This is a genomic window from Achromobacter sp. MUI-25009338, assembly GCF_057359325.1.
Genome location: NZ_CM170627.1, coordinates 4,776,824 through 4,795,926 on the forward strand (window position 1 = coordinate 4,776,824; position 19,103 = coordinate 4,795,926).

Sequence of the window (19,103 nt, forward strand, 5' to 3'; positions counted from 1 at the left end):
TGGCGCGGCGTATAGTATTGCCAGCCGTCACCCCATACTATTTTCATGGCTGATACCGCCGGCGCGCGTCCGGACCCCGACGCGCTCTTGAAGACGCTGGACGATGCCGCGCGCCAGGCGGCGCGCGGCCGGCTGCGCATCTACTTCGGGTCTTCGGCCGGCGTGGGCAAGACCTACGCCATGCTGGTGGCGGCCCGCGCCCAGGCCGCGCAGGGCGCGCACGTGCTGGCCGGCGTGGTCGAAACCCACGGCCGGCGCGAAACCGCGGCGCTGCTCGAAGGCCTGCCCGTCCTCCCGCTCAAGGAGACGCCGTACCGCGGCCACCTGCTGAAGGAATTCGACCTGGACGGCGCGCTCGCGCGGCGCCCGGACCTGGTGCTGGTGGACGAGCTGGCGCATTCGAACGCGCCCGGCTCGCGCCACGCCAAGCGCTGGCAGGACATCGAAGAACTGCTGACGGCCGGCATCGACGTCTGGACCACGCTGAACGTGCAGCACCTGGACAGCCAGAACATGGCGGTCGGCAGCATCACCGGGGTGCGGGTCTGGGAGACCGTGCCGGACGCGGTCTTCGATTCGGCCGACGAAGTGATCCTGGTCGACCTGTCGGCCGACGAGCTGCTGCGCCGCCTGAAAGAAGGCAAGGTCTACGTGCCCGAGCAGGCGCGCCACGCCACCCGCAACTTCTTCCGCAAGGGCAACCTGATCGCGCTGCGCGAGCTGGCGCTGCGCCGCACGGCCGACCACGTGGACGACGACGTCCAGGCCTACCGGCGCGACCGCGCCATCGAATCCGTATGGCGCACGCGCGAGGCCGTGGTCGCCTGCATCGGCCCGGACATCGACGCCGAGTACGTGATCCGCAGCGCCCACCAGCTGAGCCGGCAGCTGGACTGCGACCTGCACGTGGTCACCATCGACACGCCGCGCGCGGCCCCGCCGCCGCAGGCCGAACGCGAACGCATGCAGCGCAGCCTGGCCCTGGCGGATTCGCTGGGCGCGCGCAGCGAAACGCTGGCCGGCGACGACATGGTCGACGCGGTGGTGCGCTACGTGCGCCGCCACAACATCACCAAGGCCGTCATCGGCCGCACCCGCGCCGCCGGCCTGCAGCGCCTGCGCCTGTCGCTGTCGGCCGCGCTGACCAGCGCCCTCGCGCCGGGCTGGCTCTGGCGCCGCCACAGCTTCGCCGACATGCTGGCGGCCGGCTGCCCCGAGATCGATGTGATCCGCCTGGGCGCCCCGCCCCTGCCCGCCAGCGCCGCCTCGGTGCGCGACGCGCTGGCGCCGAAGGGGCGCGGCGACGAGCGCGGCGCGCGCCCGCTGGCCGGCTACGCCTGGGCGCTGTGCTATTGCGCCGGCGCCACCGCGCTGTCTGCGCTGGCCTTTCCCACCCTGCACCAGACCAACATCGTCATGCTGTTCCTGCTGGCGGTGGTGGCCGTGGCGCTGCGCCACGGCCGCGGGCCGGCGGCGCTAGCCTCGGTGGTCAGCGTGGGGCTGTTCGATTTCTTTTTCGTGCAGCCGCTGGCGTCCTTCGCCGTGTCGGACGTGCAGTACCTGCTGACCTTCGGCGTGCTGCTGTCGGTGGGCCTGCTGATCGGGCAGCTGACGGCCGGGCTGCGCCTGCAGGCGCAGGCCTCGGTCAAGCGCGAAGCCGACGCCCGCAGCCTTTACGAATTCGCGCGCGAACTCTCGTCGGCGCTGCTGCCCGAACAGATCGTCGCGCTGGCCGGCGCGTTCGTGCACGCCACCTTCGGCTCGCGCTGCGCGCTGTACATCCTGGGCATGGACGAGCGCCTGCAACTGGCCTCGCCGCCCGAGCCCGACATGCCGCCGCCGGAATCCGCCGTGGCCCTATGGGTCTACGACCACGGCCAGCCGGCCGGCGCGGGCACCGCCACGCTGGCGCACGGCGCGCTGCTGTACCTGCCGCTGAAAGCGCCCATGCGCATCCGCGGCGTGCTGGCGCTGGCGGCGGCGCGGCGCAGCCTGTTTTCCGACCCCGATTCGCGCCGCCAGATCGAAGCCTACGCCACCCTGATCGCCATCGCTCTCGAACGCCTGCATTACGTGGAGGTCGCGCAGCAGGCGCTGGTCAGCATGGAATCCGAGAAGCTGCGCAACTCGCTGCTGGCCGCGGTATCGCACGACCTGCGCACCCCGCTGACCAGCCTGGTCGGCATGACCGACACGCTGATGCGCCAGCAGGCGGCGCTGCCGCCCGACGTGCACGACACCATCCGCGCCATGCGCGACCAGGCCCAGCGCATGCACGCGCTGGTCGCCAACCTGCTGGACATGGCGCGGCTGCAGAACCGCGACACGCCGCTGCGGCTGGAATGGCAGTCCATCGAGGAACTGGTGGGCGCGGCGCTGGCCGCCATGCGCGAGCCGCTGGCCGCGCACCGGGTCGTCGTCGACAGCCTGTCGCAGCTGCCGCTGGTGGAATGCGACGGCGTGCTGATCGAGCGGGTGCTGTGCAACCTGCTGGAGAACGCGGCCAAGTACACGCCGCCCGGCAGCACGCTGCGCCTGTCGGCGGCGGCCGGCGACGGCGAGCTGCGCGTGGCCGTCTGCGACAACGGCCCCGGCGTGCCGCCGGGCGCCGAACGCCGCATCTTCGAGAAATTCACGCGCGGCGAACGCGAGTCCGCCACGCCCGGCGTGGGCCTGGGCCTGGCCGTCTGCGAGGCCATCGTCGCCGCCCACCGTGGCAGAATCTGGGTCGAGCACGCGCCGGGCCAGCAGGCCGGCGCGCAGTTCGTCTTCACGCTCCCGCTGGGCACGCCGCCCCCGATCCAACCCGAAACCGCCTGAGCGCCGCCCCGCATGTTCGATTACCAGCCGACCCTCCTGCTCATCGAGGATGACGCCCATATCCGGCGCTTCGTGCGCCAGGCCCTGGAAACCGAGGGCTGCGTCGTGCATGAGGCCGACACCGTCAGACGCGGCCTGATCGAGGCCGGCACCCGCCAGCCCGACGCGGTGGTGCTGGATCTGGGCCTGCCGGACGAGGACGGCATGACCCTGATCCGCGAACTGCGCGGCTGGACCGAGGTGCCGGTGCTGGTGCTGTCGGCGCGCAGCGCCGAGGCCGACAAGGTCGCCGCGCTGGATGCCGGCGCGGACGACTACCTGACCAAACCGTTCGGCGTCAGCGAACTGCTGGCGCGCCTGCGCGTGCTGCTGCGGCGCCACGCCCGCGGCGGCGCGGGCAATGCGGCGGAGATCGCGTTCGGCGACGTGCGCGTGGATTTCGCGCGCCGCGTGGTCGAGCGCGGCGGACGCCACGTGCACCTGACCGCGATGGAGTACCGGCTGCTGGCGGCGCTGCTGGCGCATCGCGGCAAGGTCATGACGCACCGCGAACTGCTGCGCGAGGTATGGGGGCCTTCGCACGTCGAAAGCAACCACTACCTGCGGATCTACATGGGCCACCTGCGCCAGAAGCTGGAGGCCGATCCCGCCCAGCCCGTCTATCTGCTGACCGAGATCGGCGTGGGCTACCGCTTCGCGGGCTGAAACGCGCGCCTGGCGTTGACGCCGCGTTTACGCGCGGCCGGCAAGTGTTGTCTCGGCCTTTATGCGGTTGATCCTATTGTTGCGGTCCCATCCAACAACAGGAGATTCCGATGCCCCGCCACTCACTCGCCGCGGCCGCGCTGCTGACCCTTGCCACCGCGCACGCCGGCCATGCGTGCGCCGCCGAAGCGCCGCCCGCCGCGCCCGCTTTTACGCTGACCGCGAACGTCACGCTGGCCAGCCAGTACCGTTATCGCGGTCTGATGCAGTCCAACAACAAGCCCGCCATCCAGGGCGGATTCGATGTGGTCCACGCCAGCGGCTTCTACCTCGGCAACTGGAACTCCAGCATCAGCTGGCTCAACGACGCCGACAGCCGCGTCTCCGCGCCCGTGGAAATGGATTTCTACGGAGGCTACAAAGCCAATCTGGCGCAGGACGTGCCCGTCGACCTGGGCGTCCTGCAGTACTACTACCCCGGCGATTACCCGTCGCACTACACCAGCCCCGATACCACCGAGCTGTACGCCGGCATCGGCTATGGTCCGCTCACGTTCAAGTACTCCATCGCCATGACCAACCTGTTCGGATTCGCCGACAGCAAGTACAGCCAGTACTTCGACCTGTCCGGCAATATCGATACCGGCATCTGGGGCCTGACGCTCAATGCCCACGTCGGCCGCCAACTGGTGCGCAACGTGGACGACGGCGCGTACACCGACTGGAAGCTGGGGCTGACGAAAGACTTCGGCCAGGGCCTGTCGGTGTCGCTGGCCTATCTGGACACCGACGCCGACCGCGCCGTCTACACCAACACGCGCGGGCGCGACATGGGCCGCGCCGCGGGCCTGCTGTCCGTGACCAAGACGTTCTGATCCGCCGCGGGCATTGACGCGTTTTTTACGCGTCCCGTTCGCATTTATCGGCAGCTTTTATGGCGCGCTTCCTATAGTGAAACCGTCATCAACCAACCGGATACCGAAGCGCCGCCAGCGGCGCGTCCATCCCGCCCCCGCCATGATCCCCAGACTGCAACCGCGCCGCCGCCCCCTGCCCGCCCCGCGCAACGACCGGGTCGCGCTGACCGTCACGATAGACACGCTCGACGCCCTCAATCTGCGCCTGGCCCTGCACCGCGCGCTGGGCGAGCGCATTGGCGTCTATGTGCTGTCGGTCGATGGCGCCGGCGCGCGCTGCGCGCTGCAGCTGCAATGCGGCCGCGGCCAGCTGGACGCGCTGATGCATGCGGTCATGTCCGGATTGCCGCGCGCGGAATTCGGCCCGGTGCTCGCCGCCCCCGCGTACACGGCGCGTTGAGCCATGGACATGCCGACCAAGACCGCCTTCGAGGGCATCTGGCTGCCCATGGTCACGCCGATGCGCGCCGGCCGCGTGGACCTGGACGCCGCGCAGGCGCTGGCGCGCTACTACCGTAACGCCGGCATGGCGGGCCTGGTGCTGTTCGGCTCCACGGGCGAAGGCAGCCTGTTGAGCCTGCCGGAGAAGATCGAGATGATCGAGGCGATCTCCAGCGACCCCCACGCGCTGCCGCTGGTGTTCGGCGCGGGCGGCGTGGACACGCGCGGGGTGGCCGCCGCGATCCGCCGCCTGGACAAGTACCGGCCCGCCGGCTATCTGGTGCCGCCGCCCTACTACCTGGGTCCGTCCCAGGCCGGCATCCTGTGGCATTACCGGCAGATCGCGTGGGCCACGCGGCAGCCCATCATCCTGTACAACATCCCCAAGCGCGCCGGCGTCGCGATGACGGTGGAGACCATGGAGGCGCTGGCGTCCCTGCCCGGCTTCAGCGCGGTCAAGGAATGCAATCCATCGGTGCTGGCGGCGCTGAATGCGCGCGGCGCGTTGCCGGCGCTGTGCGGCACGGAACCCGCGCTGCTGGACCACTTCCTGGCCGGCGGCCGCGGCGCCATCCCGGCCGCCGCGCATCTGTATCCCGAGCGCTACGTCGCAATCGCACAGCTGGCCCGCGACGGCGATGCCGAGGCCGCGCGCGAACTGTTCGAGCCGCTGCGCGGCCTGATCCGGCTGCTGTACGCCGAACCGAATCCGGCGCCGATCAAGCGCGCGCTCGCCATGCAGGGGCTGATCGCCGACGAATTGCGCCTGCCCATGACCAGCGCCAGCCGCGAACTGGGCGCACGCCTGCAACGGGCGATGGGCGCGCTGCACGCAAGCCCCGGCCGGCTGCAGACGGCCTGAACCGGGGCCCGGCTCAGGGCTGGCGCGGCGTGGTCAGCGCGATCAGCGCCACCATGATCAGCGCATAGGTAGGCACGCTGCGCATGTTGCGGAACATCATTTCGGTCAGGCTGTAGGCGCAATAGCCCAGGCAGAACAACAGGCCCATCTGGGCGCCGACGCGTATCACGCGGTCGTCGCTGGCCATCCTGCGCAGGAACACCGCCGCCGGCAGCAGGTAGAGGGTGAGGATGCTCGCCAGGCCCAGCAGCCCGTAGCCCGCCAGGGCCGCGAGCATGTCGTTATGCGGCTCGCCGAAGCCGTCGACGACCTCGCGCGTCACCACGCCCTGCTTCTCCAGCGCCAGCAGTTCGCTGCGGAACTGGTTCGGCCCCAGCCCCACCACCGGGCTTTTCTCGAACATCAGCAGCGAGGCTTCCCACAACTGCAGGCGGATGCCGAACGAGGTGTCGCGGTTGCTCGACGTGGTGAAACCATGCAGGTCGCTCTGGATCTCGTGCATGCGGCTGCTGAAGTTCCAGATGCCGACCGCCGAGACCGCCAGCGCCACGGCCAGCCCCAGCGCGCAGTACACCTTGTGGCGCCGCCGCCAGCCGCGCAGGCCCAGCAGGAACACCACGGCCAGGATGGGCAGCAGCATCCAGCTGCTGCGCGTCTCGGACACCCAGGTGCCCCACACGCTCAGCACGGCCACCAGCACCTTGGCGGCGGCTTCGGCGCGCGGCCAGCGCGTGGTCGCGCCCCAGCCTATGGACAGCAGCGACATCATGCCGAACAGCAGCGTCAGGTTGGCGAAGGCCACGGCGTTATAGCGCCCGCCGATCTCCGCCACGGTGGCGCGCTCCCACCAGGTCATGGTGACGATCAGCATGATCGAGCCGGCGAGCGCGCCGATGAGCAGGCTCCACTGGATCTGCCTGAGCCATTGCTGGGGCGCTCTCAGCAACAGCCACAGGACCGGCACCGCCAGCGCGAAGCGCAGCAGTTTCTCGAGTTCGGAGCCGCTCCACACGCCCCGCACAGCGGAGGTGATGAACATACAGGCCAGCGGCAGCAGCAGCGCCAGGGCGATCGGCCACAGGGCCTGGAAATCCATCGGTTCATAGCGCTTGATCGCATTGGCGGCGAGCGCCGCCAATGCGATCAGGCCGGTGAGATAAATAATGGCCGGCCCGCCCACGGGACTGGTCAACGCCAGCGCGGGAATCAGCAACACCAGCCAGGTGGCCAAGGAAACGTACAGTCGGGGCACAACAATCAACCTGGAAAAACGTAGCGGAACATCTGCGCCCTGCCGAGCATGCAGACAAAACCGCCCGCCATGACGGCGGGCGGATTTCGTCCAGGACTTGCTCGCAAGTGGCCTATCGAGGGTTACATGTTTTCGATCATGACCTGACCGAAGCCCGAGCACGACACCTGGGTCGCGCCTTCGAGCAGGCGGGCGAAGTCATACGTGACCTTCTTGGACAGGATGGATTTCTCCATGCTGGAGATGATCAGGTCGGCGGCTTCGGTCCAGCCCATGTGGCGCAGCATCATTTCGGCCGACAGGATTTCGGAACCGGGGTTCACGTAGTCCTTGCCCGCGTACTTCGGCGCGGTGCCGTGGGTGGCTTCGAACATGGCCACCGAATCGGACAGGTTGGCGCCCGGGGCGATGCCGATGCCGCCCACCTGCGCGGCCAGCGCGTCGGAGATGTAGTCGCCGTTGAGGTTGAGCGTGGCGATCACGTCGTATTCGGCCGGACGCAGCAGGATCTGCTGCAGGAAGGCGTCGGCGATCGAATCCTTGACGGTGATTTCGCGGCCCGTCTTGGGGTTCTTGAACTTGCACCACGGGCCGCCGTCGATGAGCTGCGCGCCGAATTCCTTCTGCGCCAGGGCATAGCCCCAGTCGCGGAACCCGCCCTCGGTGAACTTCATGATATTGCCCTTGTGCACCAGCGTGACCGAGCTGCGGTCGTTGTCGATGGCGTACTGCAGGGCCTTGCGCACCAGGCGCTCGGTGCCTTCGCGCGAGACCGGCTTGATGCCGATGGACGAGGTGTTCGGGAAACGGATCTTCTTGACGCCGAGCTTGGTCTGCAGGAACTGGATCAGTTCCTTGGCCTGCTCGCCTTCGGCCATGTATTCGATGCCGGCGTAGATGTCTTCGGAGTTCTCGCGGAAGATCACCATGTCGGTCTTTTCGGGCTCGCGCACCGGCGAGGGCACGCCCTTGAAATAGCGCACCGGGCGCAGGCAGACATACAGGTCCAGCTGTTGGCGCAGCGCCACGTTGAGCGAGCGGATGCCGCCGCCGACCGGGGTGGTCAGCGGGCCCTTGATGGACACCACATAGTCTTTGACGACATCCAGGGTTTCATCGGGCAGCCACACGTCCGGGCCGTAGACCTTGGTGGCCTTTTCGCCGGCATAGACTTCCATCCAGTGGATCTTGCGCTTGCCGCCATAGGCCTTCTGCACCGCCGCGTCGACGACCTTGATCATCACGGGGGTGATATCGGCGCCCGTGCCATCGCCCTCGATGTAGGGAACGATGGGCTGCTCGGGCACATTCAGCGAGAAATCGGCGTTGACCGTGATCTTCTGGCCGCCGGCGGGAACCTTGATATGTTGGTAGGACATGAATGCTCCATTTGCTCCGGGTGATTTTTCTGCACGCGCCGGCATCGGGAAGCGTCCGGCTCCCGGGGAAACCCGTCCTGGGGAACCGCACACCGGATGGCGGATAGCAACCCATTCTATATCGCAACGGGGCCGGCCGGCCCGGCGGGCCGCGCCGGGCGGTAAAATAATGCATCCTCAGCCCGCTTTCCGTCCCTTCCAGATGTTCAATCCCTCCCGCGACCAAGTCCGCGAATTCTTCATCGAAACCTGGCGCAAGCACCGCGCGGCCGAGGTGCTGACCCCGCTCGAGGCCATCGCGCTGGACTGGATCATCGAACATCCGGAATACCACGGCGACCTGGAAAGCCCCGACGCCATGACCGCGGAATACTCCGTGGAGAAGGGGCGCACCAACCCGTTTCTGCACCTGTCCATGCACCTGGCCATCGCCGAGCAGCTGTCCATCGACCATCCGCCGGGCATCCGCAACGCCTACCAGCAGCTGGTGGCGCGCAGCGACGCGCACCAGGCGGCGCACGAGATCATGGAATGCCTGGGCCAGGTGGTCTGGGAAGCCCAGCGGCTGGGCACGCCGCTGGACAGCGACACCTACATCGACCTGATCCGCCAGCGCGCGGGACGCTGAAAAAAACCCCGGTCATCGTGCCGGGGTTTTTTCTGGGTACCGCCTTTTTTTCGGACCTTTGCTTCGGGCCGTTATTTGCGCACGCCCAGGTCGCTGGGCAACGTGGACAGCCAGGCCGCGACGTTGGTGATGTCCTGGTCGGACAGCTGCGTGGCGAAGGCGCCCATGATCGGGTTCTTGCGCACGTTGGCCGTGGCCGCGCTGCCGGAGGCGCCGCGCTTGTAGGCCTTCAGGGCATGGGCCAGGTAGTCCGCGTGCTGCCCGGCTAGGGTCGGGTACGCCGGGTCCACGGCCGTCTTGGCGTCGGCGCCGTGGCAGGACGCGCAATTGAATTTGTCGAACACGGCCTTGCCGGCCGCCAGGTCCTGGGCCTGGGCCGCGGCGCCCGCCACGGCCAGGGTCGCGCCCGCGAGGGCAAGCATGGTGCGATTCATGTGTGCCCCTTATTTGAGATTCGAGTAATACGCGGCCAGGTCGGCGATGTCCTGGTCCGACAGGCTGCCGGCGATGGCGTCCATCGTGGGATGGCTGCGCGCGCCTTTCTTATACTCGTTGAGGGCGGTTTCGATGTATTTGGCGTTCTGGCCGGCAATCATCGGAACGTGGTAGAGCTCGGGAAACGTCGCCTTGTAGCCTTCGATTCCGTGGCAACCGATGCACATCGAGACCTTGTCGCGGGCGTTCTGTACATTACCGACCACGGCGGCGGCTTCCGCCGCGACGGCCTGGCCGGCGATCGCACAGGATGCCGCTGCGGCCAACAGGGATAGCTTGTACTTCAGAGAGGTTCGCAACTTCATTGGAGTGGCTCTTCTTCGTATGGCTAAGGACTAGGGCCTGCATGCAAGAAAGGCCCTCGGCAAACATGTTGCGGGTCGAACCCAAAGCAAAACCGCCTGATTGTACGATACTTGCTCAGGATTAATACCTTAATATGGTATTGACCATCATCAAAACCCGGATGCCATCGAACCATGTCCGCAGCTCAGCCCGCCACTTCCGCCACGCCTGACCGCTTCGACGGGACCGACAGTTATGTCGCCACCGATGACCTGAAACTCGCCGTCAACGCCGCGCTGATCCTGCAGCGCCCGCTCCTCATCAAGGGTGAACCCGGCACCGGCAAGACCATGCTTGCCGAAGAGGTCGCCCGCGCGCTGGGCCGGCCGCTGCTGCAATGGCACATCAAGTCCACCACCAAGGCGCACCAGGGCCTGTACGAATACGACGCCGTCTCGCGCCTGCGCGACTCGCAGCTGGGCGACGAGAAAGTCCGCGACATCCGCAACTACATCGTACAGGGCACGCTGTGGCAGGCCTTCCAGTCGCCGGAGCCGGCGGTGCTGCTCATCGACGAGATCGACAAGGCCGACATCGAATTCCCCAACGACCTGCTGCGCGAGCTGGACCGCATGGAATTCCATGTCTACGAAACGCGCGAGACCATCTCGGCGCGGCACCGCCCGCTGGTCATCATCACCTCCAACAACGAGAAGGACCTGCCCGACGCGTTCCTGCGGCGCTGCTTCTTCCACTACATCCGCTTCCCCGACCGCGAGACGATGCGCGACATCGTCGCCGTGCACTATCCCGACCTCAAGCAGGACGTGCTGCGCGCGGCGCTGGACACCTTCTTCGCGCTGCGCGAGGCGCCGGGCCTGAAGAAAAAGCCCTCCACCTCCGAACTGCTGGACTGGCTGCGCCTGCTGCTGGCCGAAGGCGCCAGCGCCGCCGAGATCGACGCGCACACCGCCACGGCGGTGCCGCTGATGGCCGGCGCCCTGCTCAAGAACGAGCAGGACGTGCATCTGCTGGAGCGCCTGGCGGCCATGACGCGCGGCGGCCAGCGCCGCTGATCCGGCGCACCATCCGTGGCGGTTCGCACATGCTGATCGACTTCTTCTACCACCTCAGGGCGCACAAGCTGCCCGTCTCGGTCAAGGAATACCTGACCCTGGTGGACGCCCTGCGCCACAACCTCATGGCGCCGACGCTGGACGATTTCTACTTCCTGGCGCGCGCCGCGCTGGTCAAGGACGAAGCGCTCTACGACCGCTACGACCAGGCTTTCGGCGCCTACTACCGCGGCATCGCGGCCGCCCTGCCGGCGGGCAAGGAAATCCCGCTGGACTGGCTCATCAAGCAGTTCGAGAAAAGCCTGACGCCGGAAGAAAAGGCCGCCATCGAAAAGCACGGCTGGGACAAGCTGATGGAGCTTTTCAAGGAGCGCATGGAAGAGCAGAAGGAACGCCATGCCGGCGGCAGCAAGTGGATCGGCACCGGCGGCACCTCGCCCTTCGGCAACGGCGGCTACCACCCGGAAGGTATCCGCGTGGGCGGCGCGTCGGCCGGCAACCGCACCGCGGTCAAGGTCTGGGACATGCGCCAGTTCAAGGACTACGACGACCAGGTCGAGCTGGGCACGCGCAACTTCAAGGTCGCGCTGCGCCGCCTGCGGCGCTTCGCGCGCCAGGGCGCCGACATGGAGCTGGACCTGGACGACACCATCGCCAGCACCGCGCGCAACGCCGGCCACCTGGACCTGCGCATGGTCCCGGAGCGCCACAACACGGTCAAGGTGCTGATGCTGCTGGACGTGGGCGGCAGCATGGACGACCATATCGCGCGCGTCGAGGAACTGTTCTCGGCGGCCCGCAGCGAGTTCCGCCACCTCGAGGTCTATTACTTCCACAACTGCCCGTACGAAAGCCTGTGGCAAAGCAACCGCCGGCGCCAGAGCGAACGCTTCGACACCTGGGACGTGCTGCGCAAGTACAACCCCGACTGGCGCCTGATCATCGTCGGCGACGCCACCATGAGCCCGTACGAAATCCTGCAGCCGGGCGGCTCGGTCGAGCACTACAACAAGGAACCCGGCGCCGAATGGCTGCGCCGCCTGCTGGAAGCCTGGCCCAAATCGGTCTGGCTCAATCCCGAGCCCACCGCGTCCTGGCAGTACCGCCAGTCCATCGCGCTGCTGCGCGACATCATGCAGGACCGCATGTACCCGGTCACCGTCGCCGGCCTGGAACAGGCCATGCGGGTGCTGTCGAAATAATGAATGCCGGCCGATGGGTTACGCGCGTTCGGCGATCTGTTTCTTATCGCGGATGTCTCGCGCTACACCCATCCTACGATCCGATCCATGAACGTAGGATGGGTGCAGCGCGAGACCCCCTTGAATAAGAACCTCGACATACAACGCGCGTAACCCATCGGCCCATTTCCCACCCCAAGCACCGGATCACCCATCCACCGGCCGTTCCGGCGTCTCCAGCACCAGCTGATAAAACGCCAGGTCCAGCCAGCGGCCGAACTTGAAGCCGGCCTCGCGGATGGTGCCTGCGTGCGTGAAGCCGAGCTTCTCGTGCAGCGCGATGCTGCCCTGGTTGGCCGCGTCGATGCCGCCGACCAGCACGTGCACCTGCTGGGCGCGCGCGCGTTCGATGAGTTCGCGCATCAGCGCAATGCCCAGGCCGCGGCCGCGAAAGCGGTTGTCGACGTACACGGAATGCTCGACCGAATACTTGTAGGCCGGCCAGGCGCGGAACGTGCCGTAGCTGGCGAACGCCATCAACTCGCCTTCGGCGTTTTCGTAGCCCACCACCGGAAAGCCGCCCTGCCGCTTGGCCTGGAACCAGCCCGCCATCGCCTCGCGCGGCCGCGGCTTGTAGTCGTACAGCGCGGTGGAGGTGGCGATGGCCTCGTTGAAAATGGCGAGGATCTGGTCGGCATGGCGCTCGTGCGTGCAATCGACCAGGATGGCGCCTTCGGGCGCGCGGATTGGGGCGGGCGTAGTCATGGCGCTGATTTTAGCGAGCCGGCCGCACCGATAGGAGATGCCCCCATACTGCGCACGCCGGCGACAAAAAAACCGGCGCAAGCGCCGGTTCAATGAACTTTGTTGCCGCTTCTGGCCACTCTCAGGCGGCGCGGCTCTCCACTGATCGGTCGGCCGGCGGCGTGCGCCGCAGGCCCGGGCACTTGCGCCACGACAGCTCGTCGGCGTCCATGTCCAGGTCGAACAGGTCGTTGGCCGCGGGCCAGGGGTGGCTGCGCGCCGCGGTGCCTTCCATCTCGAGCACGTGCCCGGCAAACCCCCTGGGCGAACCGCCGCACTCGGCAAAATATCGTTGCGTGTTCAAGTCCACCACGTAGGTGGTCATGTCGTGGGTCAGTATGGCCACGAATTGGCCGTCATCGCTGGCATAGGCGTACTGAAACTGCCCTTTGATTCCGTCGCCGCTCAGGGGGGTTCCGGTCAATTGGGACAGCGCACGCGTGACGATCTCGGTCAGCATGGGTCGTTCCTCCGAAAGATGCGCCGGCAGAATGCCGGCAGCGAAGGCGCGAACGACAAGCGCCGGCGCCGCGCGCAAGGGGCGGCGCCTGGCGTTGGACGGGAAGCCTGTAGGCGGCTATCGCGCATCCCGTCGGCGGACAGCTACTACGTGCTGAAAATCTTACACCCGCAGCCCGGACGCCTCAAATCAGGCGGCCGCCACCGGGGCGTCGCCGGGGTCCGTGTCACCATTTTCCCGCGCGCGCCAGTCCCGGCGGGCGATGCGGTAGAGCACGTGCTCGCGCAGCGGATGGCCCGGCGGCACGGCGGGATGGTCGAAGGGCGCCGCGTCCGCGCGCATCGCAAGGCGCTCCATCACGGCGCGCGAGCGCAGGTTGCCGGTGGCCGTGAACGCCACGATCTCGTCCAGCCCCACCTGCTCGAACCCCACCTTCAGCGCGGCCTGCGCCGCCTCGCAGGCGTAGCCCCTGCCCCAGTATGGCCGCGCCAGGCGCCAGCCGATCTCCACGCCGGGCGCGAACGGCAGCGCGGGAGCCAGCGGCTTGATGCCCACGAAGCCGATGAAGGGCGCGACGCCCGGCGCCTCGACCGCCCAGAACCCCCAGCCGTGCTCGTCGATGCCGGCGGCCAGGCGGTCGGCCAGCGCGTCGCTCTCGGGCCTGGCCAGCGGCAGCAGGTATCGGGTGACCTCGGGGTCCGCGTTCAGCGCCGCGAAAGGTTCGCGGTCGGCCGCAAGCCACTGCCGCAGCAGCAGGCGCGGCGTTTCGACGTCGATGGACAGGGACATGCGGGGTTTCCTTGAGTCTTGGGGGCCAGCGGCGCCCCTGGCCGGGCGCCCCTGGCCGGGCGCGCCTGAACCAATGCCAGCGTATACACTCCAACGGATTCTGCCATGCCTAAGGAATTATCTGCCATGCGCCTTTCCCTGTCGAAGCTGCCGCGTCCGCTGGGCGCGCTGCTGTTCACCTCCTTCCTGGCCTTTCAGGCCGGGGCCGCCAGCCTGCCGGCCGGCGTCTCGGAGGCCGCCTCGATCGAAGGCATCACCGAGTACCGCCTGGCCAACGGCCTGCGGGTGCTGCTGGTACCCGATGAATCCAAGCCCTCCACCACCGTCAACATGACTTATCTGGTGGGCTCGCGCAACGAGAACTACGGGCAGACGGGCATGGCCCACCTGCTGGAGCACATGCTGTTCAAAGGCACCTCGACCACGCGCAACGCGATGGGCGAGTTCTCGCGCCGCGGCCTGCAGGCCAACGGCTCGACCTCCAGCGACCGCACCAATTACTTCGCCAGCTTCGCCGCCAACCCCGACACGCTCAAGTGGTACCTGGGCTGGCAGGCCGACGCCATGGTCAATTCCCTGATCGCCAAGGAAGACCTGGATTCGGAAATGACCGTGGTCCGCAACGAGATGGAAAGCGGCGAGAACAGCCCTTTCCGCATCCTGATGCAGAAGATGCAGTCGGCGGCGTTCCAGTGGCACAGCTATGGCAAGACCACTATCGGCGCGCGCTCCGACGTTGAAAACGTCGACATCGGCCAGCTGCGCGCGTTCTACCACGAGTACTACCAGCCCGATAACGCGGTGCTGATCGTGGCCGGCAAGTTCGATCCGCAGACCACGCTGGCCGACATCGAGGCCACGCTGGGCAAGCTGCCCAAGCCCGATCGCAAGCTGCCGCCCGAATACACCGTCGAGCCCGCGCAGGACGGCGAACGCGCGGTGACGCTGCGCCGCGCCGGCGGCACGCCGCTGGTGGCCGCCATGTACCACATCCCCGCCGCCGGCAGCCCCGACTACGTGCCGCTGGACCTGGCCGCCACCATCCTGGCCGACACGCCTTCGGGCCGCCTGTACCACGCCCTGGTCCCGACCAAGCTGGCCTCGGGCGTGTTCGGCTTCACCATGGAGAACCTGGACCCGGGCCTGGCGATGTTCGCCGCCCAACTGACCCCGGGCAAGGACATGGACGCCGCGATGAAAGCGCTGACCGGCACGCTGGAATCGCTGGCCAAGAAGCCTTTCACCCAGCAGGAGCTGGACCGCGCCCGCAGCAAGTGGCTGACCGCCTGGGAACAGACGTACAGCGATCCCGAGCAGGTCGGGGTGGCGCTGTCCGAAGCCATCGCCGCCGGCGACTGGCGCCTCTTTTTCCTGCAGCGCGACCGCGCCCGCAAGGCCACGCTGACCGAAGTGCAGCAGGCCGCCACCGCCTACCTGGTCCAGAGCAACCGCATCGAAGGCCGCTACATCCCCACGGAAAAACCCGTGCGCGCCCCGCAGGCGCAGCGCGTGGACCTGACGGCCGTGTTCAAGGACTACAAGGGCGACCCGGACTTCAAGGCCGCCTCGGCCTTCGATCCCTCGCCCGAGAACATCGACAAGCTGACCCAGCGGCGCAAGCTCGATCTGCCCAACGGCCCGGTGCAGCTGGCGCTGCTGCCCAAGGCCACGCGCGGCAGCCGGGTGCAGGCGCAGATGCTGATCCAGTTCGGCAACGAAAAGGATCTGCGCGGCCAGCGCGTGAACGCCGACGCCACGGCCGACCTGCTGATGCGCGGCACGCCCAGGCTGTCGCGCCAGGACATCCAGGACCGCCTGGACGCGCTGCAGGCCGAGCTGGGCTTCAGCGGCAGCGGCACCACGCTCAAGGTCGCCATGTCGACCAAGGGCGAGAACCTGCCCGCGCTCACCGAACTCGCGCTGGACATCGTGCGCAACGCCAATTTCCCCCAAGAGCAGCTCGAGGAATACCAGCGCCAGCTCGAAACCTCGATCCGCAACGCCATGACCGAGCCCTCGGCCCTGGCCGGACGCGCCCTGGCGCGCCAGGACAACCCCTGGCCCGTCGACGACGTACGCTACGTGCCGACCTTCGATGAAGCGCTGGCCAGCGCGCAGGGCCTGTCCCGCGACGCCCTGGTCAAGTTCCATTCGCGCTTCTACGGCGCCGGCGACATCGAGTACGCGGCCGTCGGCGACTTCGAGCCCGCGGCCGTCGAGAAGGCGCTCAAGACCGGCCTGGCCGGCTGGAAGAAGGCGCCCGCCTACACCCGCGTGCCCAATCCGTACCGCGACATCGCCGCCAAGCAGTTCGAGATCGCCACGCCCGACAAGGCCAACGCCTTCTACATCTCGCGCATGCCGCTGAAGCTGCAGGACACGGACCCGGACTACGCCGCGCTGTACCTGGCCAACTACCTGTTCGGCGCCTCGGAAACCTCGCGCCTGTGGAACCGGGTGCGCGAGACCGAAGGCCTGTCCTACAACGTGCGCAGCTCGCTGTCGGTCTCGTCGTTCGAACCCACCGCCAGCTGGACCATGTACGCCATCTACGCGCCGCAGAACCGCGAACGGCTGGAAAAGGCGATCGGCGAAGAGCTGGCCCGGGTCCTGAAAGACGGCTTCACCGACAAGGAAATCGCCGACGGCAAGCACGCGCTGCTGAACTACCGCAACCTGGCCCGCGCCCAGGACGACATCCTGGCCAGCACCTGGCTGGACTACCTGCAGCGCGGCCGCACGTTCGCCTGGTCGGCCGAAATGGACCAGAAGATCTCCGCGCTCACGCCCGAGGCGGTCAACGCCGCCCTGCGCAAGTACCTGCGCGCCGACGGCTTCAGCACGGCGGTGGCCGGCGACTTCAAGAAGAACGCCGCCCCCTGATCCGTCCCCGCCTCCCGGCTTCCAACCCGCCGCCCGCCGGCGGGTTTTTTATTGCAGGCCCGCGCTGGAGCCGTCTGAATTCATGGCCACCATGCCACCCATGGGGGCAATCGATAAATAAAATCCGATTAGCCATGAATTTGAAAAGATGTTTTCAACTAATCAGGGTTTATCCCAGGTGGGATAACGCGCAAAATTCAGTCATCGGGAACAGACAACGAACCACGACGGAAGGCCGCCGGATTCGGTCCCCACCCAAAACGAATTGGAGGTCAACCATGAAAACCCTAGCCACCACCCTCCTGCTTTCCCTGGCCCTGGCCGGCGTCGGCGCCCAGGCTGCCGGCATCGAGCAGGCCAAGACCCGCGCCCAAGTGGCGACCGAACTGCAGGAAGCCAAGGCCAACGGCCAATACACCTTCGGTGAACTGGATTACCCGCCCGCCCGGCCGCAGGCCGCCAGCCTGAGTTCGGATCAGGTCCGGGCCGAGCTGCAGGAAGCCAAGTTCAACGGCCAGTACACGTTCGGTGAACTGGAATACCCGCCCGCCGCGAAGCCCGCTGCCGCCGGCCTCACGCGCGCCGAGGTCCAGGCCGAGCTGGCCCAGGCCAAGGCCAACGGCCAATACACGTTCGGCGAGCTGGAATACCCGCCGATCGCCCGGTGAGCTGCTTGCTGTGGCCCGACCGGCCTCAGGCGGCATCATGGCTTGAGGCCGGTATTTTTCGGCGACAGCGGCGCTTGAAGTAGCAGTAGAAGTAGCAGCAATAGAAGTTGAAGTAGCAGTAGCAGTAGCAGTAGCAGTACGAACCGCGGCGCAAGCCGCGGTTTTTTTCTTGCGCGCAAAGAAAAAGCCGCGACGGCTGTCGCGGCTTTTTGCGTTCCTGGCGCCTCGGGAGCGGCCTCAGCTGAAGAATTCCTTGACGCGGTCCGTCCAGGACTTGCTCTGCGGCGAATGGCGGTCGCCGCCGTCGTTGAGCGAGGCCTCGAACTGGCGCAGGATGTTCTTCTGGTCGTCGCTCAGGCGCACCGGCGTTTCCACCACGACATGGCAGTACAGGTCGCCCGGGTAGCTGCCGCGCACGCCGCGGATGCCCTTGCCGCGCAGGCGGAAGGTCTTGCCGGACTGGGTGCCTTCGGGGATGGAGATCTCGGCCTTGCCGCCCAGCGTCGGGACCTGGAGCTCTCCGCCCAGGGCCGCGGTGGTGAACGGGATGGTCAGTTCGCAGTGCAGGTCGTCGCCGTCGCGCTGGAAGATCTTGTGCTGCTTGATGTGGATTTCCACATACAGGTCGCCCGGAGGCCCGCCGTTGATGCCGGGTTCGCCATTGCCGCTGGAGCGGATGCGCATGCCGTCGTCGATGCCGGCCGGAATCTTGACCTGCAGGGTCTTGTTGCGGCGGATGCGGCCGACGCCGTCGCAGGCCTGGCAGGGATCGGTGATCTCCTTGCCGTTGCCGTGGCAGGTCGGGCAGGTCTGCTGGACGCTGAAAAAGCCCTGCTGCATGCGCACGGCGCCCGAGCCGCCGCAGGTGCGGCAGGTCTTGGGCGAGGTGCCGGGCTTGGCGCCCGAGCCGTGGCAGGTGTCGCAGTTTTCCCAGCTGGGCACGCGGATCTCGGTGTCGAAGCCGGCCGCGGCCTGCTCCAGCGTGATCTCCAGCGCGTACTTGAGGTCGGCGCCGCGATAGACCTGCGGACCGCCGCCGCGACGGCCGCCGCCGCCGCCGAAGATCTCGCCGAAAATATCGCCGAAGGCGTCGGCGAAACCGCCGCCCATGCCCCCGCCCATGCCGGCGGCGTTGGGGTCCACCCCCGCGTGGCCGTAGCGGTCGTAGGCGGCGCGTTTTTGTTCATCGCCCAGGACCTCGTAGGCTTCCTTGGCTTCCTTGAACTTCTCTTCGGCTTCTTTGCTGTCCGGATTGCGGTCCGGATGGTATTTCATGGCCAGCTTTCGATAGGCCTTCTTGAGTTCGTCGTCCGAGGCGTTCTTCGCCACGCCCAGAACGTCGTAATAGTCACGTTTTGCCATGATCCGTGGGCTCGAATCGAGCCTTCTTTTCAGTGCTACAGAATGAGTGCGCCCGGTAGCCGGATTTCTCCGGCTACCGGGCGGCAGAGGCAGGTC

18 protein-coding genes are annotated in these 19,103 nt (G+C 67.4%); 10 read left to right on the top strand and 8 right to left on the bottom strand.

Features of this window, described 5'->3' with window-relative positions; translation table 11 throughout:
• The first annotated feature begins 45 nt into the window (after positions 1-45).
• The 5 genes from AC1IQ6_RS22565 to AC1IQ6_RS22585 all read left to right on the top strand — a co-directional run bounded on the left by AC1IQ6_RS22565 (position 46) and on the right by AC1IQ6_RS22585 (position 5,745).
• Positions 46-2,820, top strand: a complete 2,775-nt coding sequence (locus tag AC1IQ6_RS22565) for a DUF4118 domain-containing protein (protein WP_485865335.1) — start codon at positions 46-48, stop codon at positions 2,818-2,820.
• 12 nt (positions 2,821-2,832) lie between these two features.
• The gene (gene kdpE, locus AC1IQ6_RS22570) at positions 2,833-3,525 is read left to right on the top strand and encodes a two-component system response regulator KdpE (RefSeq protein WP_102774218.1); all 693 of its coding nucleotides are present in this window, start codon (positions 2,833-2,835) and stop codon (positions 3,523-3,525) included.
• 110 nt (positions 3,526-3,635) lie between these two features.
• A complete protein-coding gene (locus AC1IQ6_RS22575) occupies positions 3,636-4,400 on the top strand; it encodes a TorF family putative porin (protein ID WP_485865336.1) in 765 nt (254 codons plus the stop codon).
• 142 nt (positions 4,401-4,542) lie between these two features.
• Positions 4,543-4,842 (top strand): hypothetical protein, encoded by a 300-nt coding sequence (locus AC1IQ6_RS22580; protein WP_102774216.1) that lies wholly within the window; start codon positions 4,543-4,545, stop codon positions 4,840-4,842.
• A gap of 3 nt (positions 4,843-4,845) precedes the next feature.
• A complete protein-coding gene (locus AC1IQ6_RS22585) occupies positions 4,846-5,745 on the top strand; it encodes a 4-hydroxy-tetrahydrodipicolinate synthase family protein (protein ID WP_102774215.1) in 900 nt (299 codons plus the stop codon).
• A 13-nt stretch (positions 5,746-5,758) separates the two neighbouring features.
• On the opposite strand, the gene AC1IQ6_RS22590 is transcribed toward AC1IQ6_RS22585, so the two are convergent.
• Positions 5,759-6,997, bottom strand: a complete 1,239-nt coding sequence (locus tag AC1IQ6_RS22590; RefSeq protein ID WP_485865337.1) for an O-antigen ligase family protein — start codon at positions 6,995-6,997, stop codon at positions 5,759-5,761.
• Between the two features lie 122 nt (positions 6,998-7,119).
• On the bottom strand, positions 7,120-8,376 hold the full coding sequence (gene icd, locus AC1IQ6_RS22595; RefSeq protein WP_102774213.1) for an NADP-dependent isocitrate dehydrogenase: 1,257 nt from the start codon (positions 8,374-8,376) through the stop codon (positions 7,120-7,122).
• A 202-nt stretch (positions 8,377-8,578) separates the two neighbouring features.
• On the opposite strand from icd, the gene AC1IQ6_RS22600 reads away from it, so the two are divergent.
• Entirely contained in the window at positions 8,579-9,004 is a 426-nt protein-coding gene (locus AC1IQ6_RS22600) for a DUF1841 family protein (protein ID WP_102774212.1), read from the top strand.
• Positions 9,005-9,075: 71 nt separating this feature from the next.
• On the opposite strand, the gene AC1IQ6_RS22605 is transcribed toward AC1IQ6_RS22600, so the two are convergent.
• Positions 9,076-9,438, bottom strand: a complete 363-nt coding sequence (locus tag AC1IQ6_RS22605; protein WP_102774211.1) for a c-type cytochrome — start codon at positions 9,436-9,438, stop codon at positions 9,076-9,078.
• A gap of 9 nt (positions 9,439-9,447) precedes the next feature.
• A complete protein-coding gene (locus AC1IQ6_RS22610; protein ID WP_102774210.1) occupies positions 9,448-9,804 on the bottom strand; it encodes a c-type cytochrome in 357 nt (118 codons plus the stop codon).
• 174 nt (positions 9,805-9,978) lie between these two features.
• On the opposite strand from AC1IQ6_RS22610, the gene AC1IQ6_RS22615 reads away from it, so the two are divergent.
• On the top strand, positions 9,979-10,860 hold the full coding sequence (locus tag AC1IQ6_RS22615) for an AAA family ATPase (protein ID WP_111826473.1): 882 nt from the start codon (positions 9,979-9,981) through the stop codon (positions 10,858-10,860).
• Positions 10,861-10,889: 29 nt separating this feature from the next.
• Complete coding sequence (locus AC1IQ6_RS22620; RefSeq protein WP_102774208.1) at positions 10,890-12,062, top strand: vWA domain-containing protein; 1,173 nt, start codon at positions 10,890-10,892, stop codon at positions 12,060-12,062.
• 186 nt (positions 12,063-12,248) lie between these two features.
• Here the strand turns inward: AC1IQ6_RS22620 and AC1IQ6_RS22625 are convergent, their stop codons facing one another.
• From AC1IQ6_RS22625 to AC1IQ6_RS22635, 3 genes are all read right to left on the bottom strand, one after another.
• Complete coding sequence (locus AC1IQ6_RS22625; RefSeq protein WP_485865338.1) at positions 12,249-12,806, bottom strand: GNAT family N-acetyltransferase; 558 nt, start codon at positions 12,804-12,806, stop codon at positions 12,249-12,251.
• Between the two features lie 121 nt (positions 12,807-12,927).
• Complete coding sequence (locus tag AC1IQ6_RS22630) at positions 12,928-13,305, bottom strand: hypothetical protein (RefSeq protein WP_111826471.1); 378 nt, start codon at positions 13,303-13,305, stop codon at positions 12,928-12,930.
• Positions 13,306-13,494: 189 nt separating this feature from the next.
• Positions 13,495-14,094, bottom strand: coding sequence for a GNAT family N-acetyltransferase (locus AC1IQ6_RS22635; RefSeq protein ID WP_111826470.1), 600 nt, complete (start codon positions 14,092-14,094; stop codon positions 13,495-13,497).
• Positions 14,095-14,220: 126 nt separating this feature from the next.
• Between AC1IQ6_RS22635 and AC1IQ6_RS22640 the strand changes: the two genes are divergently transcribed.
• Together AC1IQ6_RS22640 and AC1IQ6_RS22645 are read left to right on the top strand one after the other, a co-directional pair.
• Positions 14,221-16,977: a M16 family metallopeptidase gene (locus tag AC1IQ6_RS22640; protein ID WP_102774204.1), complete on the top strand. Its 2,757-nt coding sequence runs from the start codon at positions 14,221-14,223 to the stop codon at positions 16,975-16,977.
• A 278-nt stretch (positions 16,978-17,255) separates the two neighbouring features.
• Positions 17,256-17,645, top strand: coding sequence for a DUF4148 domain-containing protein (locus AC1IQ6_RS22645; protein WP_111826469.1), 390 nt, complete (start codon positions 17,256-17,258; stop codon positions 17,643-17,645).
• A gap of 237 nt (positions 17,646-17,882) precedes the next feature.
• On the opposite strand, the gene dnaJ is transcribed toward AC1IQ6_RS22645, so the two are convergent.
• On the bottom strand, positions 17,883-19,007 hold the full coding sequence (gene dnaJ / locus AC1IQ6_RS22650) for a molecular chaperone DnaJ (RefSeq protein ID WP_043543720.1): 1,125 nt from the start codon (positions 19,005-19,007) through the stop codon (positions 17,883-17,885).
• Positions 19,008-19,103 lie beyond the last annotated feature (96 nt).

Bases quoted from the DNA above. Each gene is read 5' to 3' on its own strand.
- AC1IQ6_RS22565 (WP_485865335.1), top strand. From the start codon at position 46: ATGGCTGATACCGCCGGCGCGCGTCCGGACCCCGACGCGCTCTTGAAG.
- kdpE (WP_102774218.1), top strand. From the start codon at position 2,833: ATGTTCGATTACCAGCCGACCCTCCTGCTCATCGAGGATGACGCCCAT.
- AC1IQ6_RS22575 (WP_485865336.1), top strand. From the start codon at position 3,636: ATGCCCCGCCACTCACTCGCCGCGGCCGCGCTGCTGACCCTTGCCACC.
- AC1IQ6_RS22580 (WP_102774216.1), top strand. From the start codon at position 4,543: ATGATCCCCAGACTGCAACCGCGCCGCCGCCCCCTGCCCGCCCCGCGC.
- AC1IQ6_RS22585 (WP_102774215.1), top strand. From the start codon at position 4,846: ATGGACATGCCGACCAAGACCGCCTTCGAGGGCATCTGGCTGCCCATG.
- icd (WP_102774213.1), bottom strand. From the start codon at position 8,376: ATGTCCTACCAACATATCAAGGTTCCCGCCGGCGGCCAGAAGATCACG.
- AC1IQ6_RS22600 (WP_102774212.1), top strand. From the start codon at position 8,579: ATGTTCAATCCCTCCCGCGACCAAGTCCGCGAATTCTTCATCGAAACC.
- AC1IQ6_RS22605 (WP_102774211.1), bottom strand. From the start codon at position 9,438: ATGAATCGCACCATGCTTGCCCTCGCGGGCGCGACCCTGGCCGTGGCG.
- AC1IQ6_RS22610 (WP_102774210.1), bottom strand. From the start codon at position 9,804: ATGAAGTTGCGAACCTCTCTGAAGTACAAGCTATCCCTGTTGGCCGCA.
- AC1IQ6_RS22615 (WP_111826473.1), top strand. From the start codon at position 9,979: ATGTCCGCAGCTCAGCCCGCCACTTCCGCCACGCCTGACCGCTTCGAC.
- AC1IQ6_RS22620 (WP_102774208.1), top strand. From the start codon at position 10,890: ATGCTGATCGACTTCTTCTACCACCTCAGGGCGCACAAGCTGCCCGTC.
- AC1IQ6_RS22625 (WP_485865338.1), bottom strand. From the start codon at position 12,806: ATGACTACGCCCGCCCCAATCCGCGCGCCCGAAGGCGCCATCCTGGTC.
- AC1IQ6_RS22630 (WP_111826471.1), bottom strand. From the start codon at position 13,305: ATGCTGACCGAGATCGTCACGCGTGCGCTGTCCCAATTGACCGGAACC.
- AC1IQ6_RS22635 (WP_111826470.1), bottom strand. From the start codon at position 14,094: ATGTCCCTGTCCATCGACGTCGAAACGCCGCGCCTGCTGCTGCGGCAG.
- AC1IQ6_RS22640 (WP_102774204.1), top strand. From the start codon at position 14,221: ATGCGCCTTTCCCTGTCGAAGCTGCCGCGTCCGCTGGGCGCGCTGCTG.
- AC1IQ6_RS22645 (WP_111826469.1), top strand. From the start codon at position 17,256: ATGAAAACCCTAGCCACCACCCTCCTGCTTTCCCTGGCCCTGGCCGGC.
- dnaJ (WP_043543720.1), bottom strand. From the start codon at position 19,007: ATGGCAAAACGTGACTATTACGACGTTCTGGGCGTGGCGAAGAACGCC.